Source organism: Bacteroides sp. MSSM.1001136sp1_RTP21357st2_D2_RTP21359_211015, assembly GCF_040913205.1.
Taxonomy (GTDB): domain Bacteria; phylum Bacteroidota; class Bacteroidia; order Bacteroidales; family Bacteroidaceae; genus Bacteroides; species Bacteroides ovatus.
In genome coordinates this window covers 100,577-106,784 of sequence record NZ_JBDFVF010000026.1, presented here as the reverse complement: position 1 = coordinate 106,784, position 6,208 = coordinate 100,577, and the positions used below count along the sequence as shown (strand labels likewise).

Genomic DNA, 6,208 nt, shown 5'->3' with positions numbered 1-6,208 from the left:
GCAGCATAGCCAAAAGAAAATATAGCAGAACTGTAAAATATAAAAGAGGTTGTGCCAACGTTTTGACACAACCTCTTACTTTTTACAATTAACAAAAATCTAAAACCTATTGATCTAATAACATCTAATTAGTTCTACTTATTTCTTCGTGAATTTATATACCGCGAACGTAGTGGGTTCCAGTTCGGTAGTAAACACGTTGCCTTCAATAGATACCGGAGTTTCCTGCGGAACGATGGCAAAAGGTTGTTCAAGTGTATTATCCTTATCCAAATCAAGCGAACGAAGTTTGATACAACGGCCATTAAACAATACATCTTGTTTCTTCAATCCTTCAAAATTCAAGGTAATTGGCTGTATTGTGGCGGAAGTATTGGCAACCTTTACAATCAGTTCATTCTTATCCTTATCGTAAACAGCACTGGCAAAGAGTCCGTTCTGCCCTTCGGCTCCCGTTACATTTTTCTTATTCATGGTAAGGGGAAGCACATTTGTTCCTTTATTCTGCGCATACAGTTGTTGTACATAATAGCTAGTGGTACGCACAGAGTTCAGGTTATCGAACCAAATCATATCAGGACGCCATTGCCATCCTTCCACATGAGCGAAAAGCGGAGCATAGGTAGCCATGTGGACGATGTCAGCATTACGTTCCAATCCGGTCATGAAAGCAGCTTCGAGCAAAGCAGCATGGTAATGGTTCCATTTCTTTCCTTTTCCATGGCAGGCATATTCGCCGGCAAAGACTTTCGGACCTTTACGATCGTAGTTGTCATAGCGGGCACCTTGTGCCAGGAACCAACTTTCGGGACGATAGAAATGCTCGTCCACCAAATCGGCTTTCAGACGTTTCATTTCAGGCCACAGATAATCAAACTCTTTTCCTTCGGAATTCGGACCGGAGCTACCTACTATTTTAATTTCCGGGTGAGCTTTACGAATGGCTTTGATAAACGGTTCGAGACGTTCGGGATATTCTTTTCCCCATTGTTCGTTACCGATACCGATAAACTTCAGGTTAAACGGAGCAGGATGTCCCATATCGGCACGTACCTTTCCCCATTTGGTATTCACGTCTCCATTAGCAAACTCAATCAGGTCGAGTGCATCCTGAATATAGTTATCCAAATCACAAACGGCTACGTGAGCTTTCGGATCATTATTCTGATATTGGCAGGAAAGTCCGCAATTCAGAATCGGCAGAGGTGCCGCACCCATTTCTTCAGACAGCAGGAAATATTCGTAGAATCCCAATCCATAGCTTTGATAATAATCAGGGAAGAATCGGTGAGTAAAAGTATACTGCCAACGATTTTCATTTAAGGGACGGTTCTCTACCGGGCCAACTGATTTTTTCCAGTCGTAACGAGTCTCCAGGTCGGTACCTTCTACAATGCAACCACCGGGAAAGCGGAAGACTCCAGGATGAATATCCGCCAATGCTTGTGCCAAATCTTTACGAAGACCATTTTCGTGTCCCTTCCAAGTATCAACCGGGAAAAGAGAGACGTGCTCCAAATCTACTGTTCCTTTGGAAGTAAGAAAAATACGAAGTACGGATTTCGGATGAGTACTGCCGGGCTTCAATATTATCTGGTATTTTTTCCAGTCCTTAGAATCAATCGTAAGATTCCCTGCGACAAGCGCCTGACGTTCGCCCATTGATTGGGTATCTACAAGTTCGATTCTCAATGTTTCTTTCGTGCTTCCTTGCGGCAAACGCGCCCAAACGGAAAAGCGATATTCCTCCCCTTTCTTGACACCGATACCGAAGAAACCTTCGTTATCCAATCCGGTATGCTTATGTGCATGTCCGGGGTTAGAAAGGCGCACGTAATGCGGATTGCGTTCAAAAGGGCCATCATTCATTAAGGATACTTTTCCGTACGTTTTCCATCCCATCAGGTGTTGTGGAAATTCAAAGGAACGATTCTTCACCAGTTCGGCATAAAGTCCGCCGTCGGCAGCATAGTTGATGTCCTCAAAAAAGAGTCCGTACATAGTAGGTTGGATTTCTGCACCCAGCTTCTTCGTCTGTATCACCAACTCATTAGTTTGCGCATGAAGCGCAAGGTTAGTAGACAAGGCTAATACTGCCAATAAATTTGCGTATCTTCTCATGGTTCTCAATAAAAATTATATATAGTTAAAATGCAAAGATAATCAGATTCTCTATTTTCCCCGTACCCGATTTTATCATTAACAGGTGTATATCGGTCAAAAAGGATCAAATTCCATTCATTTGCACAATTTTCCATTCGTATCTGATATTTATAATACGAAACCAGATCAAAAAACACCTATTCACCCGCTCTATTATATGAAAAATAAACGGATGGAAAGCGTACATTTATATATATAATAAGGTGTATGGGAAATCATAAAATATACCGTTTATGCTGCATAACATACAAGAGTGTATTTGATACACCAAACAAAAGTGTTACTTTTACACCCAAAATAAGATAAATATCTCATTTACATTAAAAATAAAACCATGAAAAAACATTTTCTACTTGCAGGATTTGCCGCGCTGATGCTGGTTGCGTGCAATAACAAGCCGGCTTCCGAGCTGACCTTGTCCGGCCTTGATCCGGTAAAATTTCAAACAGAAGTGAACAATGCCAAAACAGCTCTTTACACCTTAAAGAACAAGGCAGGCATGGAAGTATGCATCACTAACTTCGGAGGACGTATCGTGTCTGTCATGGTACCCGACAAGAACGGTAAGATGCAAGATGTAGTTTTAGGTTTTGACAGCATTGCTGACTATATTAATGTACCCAGCGACTTCGGCGCTTCTATCGGACGCTATGCAAACCGTATCAACCAAGGACGTTTCGCATTGGACGGTGACACGATCCAACTGCCGCAAAACAATTTCGGCCACTGCCTGCACGGAGGTCCGAAAGGTTGGCAATACAAAGTTTATGAAGCTAATCTGATTGATCCGACAACGCTGGAACTGACACTTGTCTCACCGGACGGAGACGAAAACTTCCCGGGTAATGTAACAGCTAAAGTGACTTACAAACTGACTGAAGACAACGCTATCGACATCAAATATAGCGCAACTACCGATAAAAAGACGATCATCAATATGACCAACCACTCTTACTTCAACCTGGCCGGCGATCCGTCAAAAGCTTCAACCGACAATATATTGTATGTGAACGCAGACTACTATACCCCGGTAGACAGCACCTTTATGACTACAGGCGAAATCGCTCCGGTGAAAGACACTCCAATGGACTTCACCACTCCGAAAGCTGTAGGCAAAGAGATCGACAACTACGATTTCGTTCAACTGAAGAACGGAAAAGGATATGACCACAACTGGATACTCAACACAAAGGGAGATCTTTCGCAAGTTGCCGCAAAACTCACCTCACCTGAAAGCGGTATTACTCTGGAAGTATATACCAACGAACCGGGTGTACAGGTTTACACAGGAAACTTCCTCGACGGAACCGTAACCGGAAAGAAAGGTATCGTTTACAACCAACGTGCTTCTGTGTGTCTGGAGACACAACATTATCCTGACAGTCCTAACAAGGCAGACTGGCCTTCTGTTGTATTGGAACCGGGACAAACTTATAATAGTGAATGTATTTTCAAATTCTCTGTAGAGAAATAATATTAACTCATAAATCATATTTATTGTGGAAGCATTAGATTGGCTAGTAATCGGAGTCTTTTTTCTGGCTCTGATCGGTATTATTGTTTGGGTAGTCAGACAAAAACAAAATGACTCGGCAGATTATTTCTTGGGCGGACGCGACGCAACATGGCTTGCGATCGGTGCCTCTATTTTCGCATCCAACATCGGTTCGGAACACTTGATCGGACTGGCAGGAGCCGGTGCATCCAGTGGTATGGCTATGGCACACTGGGAAATTCAGGGATGGATGATCTTGATTCTGGGATGGGTGTTTGTACCCTTCTACACACGAAGCATGGTATATACAATGCCGGAATTTCTGGAACGCCGCTATAATCCTCAATCACGTACCATCCTGTCGGTCATCTCTTTGGTGAGTTATGTGTTAACCAAAGTAGCTGTGACTGTATATGCCGGTGGTCTTGTATTCCAACAAGTATTCGGTATCAAAGAGCTTTGGGGAATTGATTTCTTCTGGATTGCAGCTATCGGTCTGGTAGTGTTAACTGCACTTTATACGATCTTCGGTGGTATGAAATCAGTTCTTTACACTTCTGTTCTTCAAACCCCTATCCTACTGCTAGGATCATTAATAATTCTGGTACTCGGCTTCAAAGAATTAGGTGGATGGGATGAAATGATGAGAGTCTGCGGGGCTGTTACCGTCAATGATTATGGTGATACGATGACTAACCTGATTCGTAGCAATGATGATGCAAACTTCCCTTGGTTGGGCGCTTTGATCGGTTCGGCTATTATCGGTTTCTGGTACTGGTGTACCGACCAGTTCATCGTTCAACGTGTACTTTCAGGTAAAAATGAAATGGAAGCTCGTCGTGGTACCATTTTCGGTGCTTATCTGAAATTGTTACCTGTATTCCTTTTCTTGATTCCTGGTATGATCGCATTTGCATTACATCAAAAATATATCGGTGCCGGTAGCGAAGGTTTCTTGCCGATGCTGGCTAACGGAACAGCAAATGCTGATGCCGCTTTCCCGACATTAGTAGCCAAATTATTGCCTGCCGGTGTGAAAGGTTTGGTAGTATGTGGTATTCTTGCTGCTTTGATGAGTTCTCTTGCATCTCTGTTTAACTCATCAGCCATGTTGTTTACTATCGACTTCTACAAACGTTTCAGACCTGAAACTCCGGAGAAGAAACTGGTAGGTATCGGTCAGGTTGCAACGGTTGTAATCGTTATTTTAGGTATTCTCTGGATTCCTATCATGCGTAGTGTAGGCGATGTACTTTATACTTATTTGCAGGACGTTCAATCCGTACTAGCTCCTGGTATCGCTGCGGCTTTCTTACTGGGTATCTGTTGGAAACGTACTTCCGCCCAGGGTGGTATGTGGGGATTGATTGCTGGTATGGTAATCGGTTTAACTCGCCTCGGTGCAAAAGTATATTATAGCAATGCAGGTGAAGTAGCAGATTCTACATTCAAATATTTGTTCTATGATATGAACTGGTTATTCTTCTGTGGATGGATGTTCTTGTTCTGCATTATTGTAGTAATCGTAGTCAGCCTGGCAACCAAAGCTCCGACTGCAGAAAAGATTCAGGGATTAGTATTCGGTACAGCTACCAAAGAACAAAAAGCAGCTACACGTGCAAGCTGGAATCACTGGGATATTATTCATACTGTAATTATTCTGGCTATTACAGGTGCTTTCTACTGGTATTTCTGGTAAAAAATAAGCCCTTCCTTCAACCTTCTCTTTGGGAAAGGTTGAAGGAATCTAAAAATAGTCTTGCCAACGGAAAGACTGGTTTATTATAACTAAAATCACAATCTAAATGGATAAAGATAATTCACAAGAGTCAATGATAAGCTCAAACTCCCTCTCTTTTGGAAAGAACCGGGGGGAGGCTTATTATAGCTCGAATCCCACCTTTTATGTCGGCATCGACTGTATCATCTTTGGTTTCAACGAAGGGGAAATCAGCTTGCTATTGTTAAAGAGAAACTTCGAGCCGGCAATGGGTGAATGGTCACTGATGGGAGGATTTGTGCAAAACAATGAAAGTGTGGATGATGCCGCCAAACGTGTATTGCATGAGCTTACCGGATTGGAAAACGTCTACATGGAACAGGTAGGAACTTTCGGAGCAATCGACCGCGATCCGGGTGAACGGGTTATCTCCGTGGCTTACTATGCATTGATTAACATCAATGAGTATGACCGGAAACTGGTTCAGAAGCACAATGCTTACTGGGTGAATATGAACGAACTTCCCCCGCTTATCTTCGACCATCCTGAAATGGTAGAAAAAGCACGGGAACTGATGAAACAGAAAGCATCCGTAGAACCTATCGGATTCAATCTGCTTCCGAAACTCTTTACATTATCCCAATTACAAAGTTTATATGAGGCCATTTACGGTGAAACAATGGATAAACGAAACTTCCGTAAAAGAGTGGCTGAAATGGATTATATAGAAAAGACTGATAAAATTGATAAACTGGGTTCCAAACGGGGCGCTGCCTTGTATAAGTTCAACGGCAAGGCTTACCGCAAAGACCCGAAATTTAAAATATAAT

At 42.6% G+C, this 6,208-nt stretch carries 4 protein-coding genes; 3 read left to right on the top strand and 1 reads right to left on the bottom strand.

All coding sequences use genetic code 11. The features are described 5' to 3' along the window. Positions 1-138: 138 nt before the first annotated feature. Complete coding sequence (locus tag AB5217_RS17050) at positions 139-2,121, bottom strand: alpha-L-arabinofuranosidase C-terminal domain-containing protein (protein ID WP_032845300.1); 1,983 nt, start codon at positions 2,119-2,121, stop codon at positions 139-141. Between the two features lie 376 nt (positions 2,122-2,497). On the opposite strand from AB5217_RS17050, the gene AB5217_RS17045 reads away from it, so the two are divergent. The 3 genes from AB5217_RS17045 (at position 2,498) to AB5217_RS17035 (ending at position 6,207) form a co-directional block, all read left to right on the top strand. Then, complete coding sequence (locus AB5217_RS17045) at positions 2,498-3,637, top strand: aldose epimerase family protein (protein WP_032845301.1); 1,140 nt, start codon at positions 2,498-2,500, stop codon at positions 3,635-3,637. A gap of 25 nt (positions 3,638-3,662) precedes the next feature. Beyond that, entirely contained in the window at positions 3,663-5,357 is a 1,695-nt protein-coding gene (locus tag AB5217_RS17040) for a sodium:solute symporter (protein ID WP_032845302.1), read from the top strand. 133 nt (positions 5,358-5,490) lie between these two features. Beyond that, positions 5,491-6,207, top strand: a complete 717-nt coding sequence (locus AB5217_RS17035; RefSeq protein WP_008770909.1) for an NUDIX hydrolase — start codon at positions 5,491-5,493, stop codon at positions 6,205-6,207. The last annotated feature ends 1 nt before the right edge of the window (position 6,208 follow it).

Bases quoted from the DNA above. Each gene is read 5' to 3' on its own strand.
- AB5217_RS17050 (WP_032845300.1), bottom strand. From the start codon at position 2,121: ATGAGAAGATACGCAAATTTATTGGCAGTATTAGCCTTGTCTACTAAC.
- AB5217_RS17045 (WP_032845301.1), top strand. From the start codon at position 2,498: ATGAAAAAACATTTTCTACTTGCAGGATTTGCCGCGCTGATGCTGGTT.
- AB5217_RS17035 (WP_008770909.1), top strand. From the start codon at position 5,491: ATGATAAGCTCAAACTCCCTCTCTTTTGGAAAGAACCGGGGGGAGGCT.